The 231-nt window shown below is 64.1% G+C and carries 1 protein-coding gene; it reads left to right on the top strand.

Annotated features, from left to right (window positions below):
- Positions 1-231 (top strand): IS30 family transposase (locus EMO90_RS12055; protein WP_150395008.1); only part of this gene is annotated, 231 nt, incomplete at both ends.

Here is a 231-nt window from a genome sequence, read left to right on the forward strand (position 1 = left end):
CGAGGCGCTCGGCATGCCCACCTACTATGCGGACCCGTACTCCTCGTACCAGCGCGGCACGAACGAGAACCGCAACGGCAGGATCCGCCGCTACCTGCCCAAGAGGACCAGCTTCGACGACCTGTCGGACGAGGACCTGCAGGCCATCGTCCAGGAGATCAACGACACCCCGTTGAAGGTCCTGAACTGGGAAACGCCCAACGAGGTTTGGTACCGCGAGCTCGGCAGGGT

Origin of the sequence: Bifidobacterium vespertilionis (assembly GCF_008698145.1) — a bacterium.
Classification (GTDB): Bacteria; Actinomycetota; Actinomycetes; order Actinomycetales; family Bifidobacteriaceae; genus Bifidobacterium; species Bifidobacterium vespertilionis.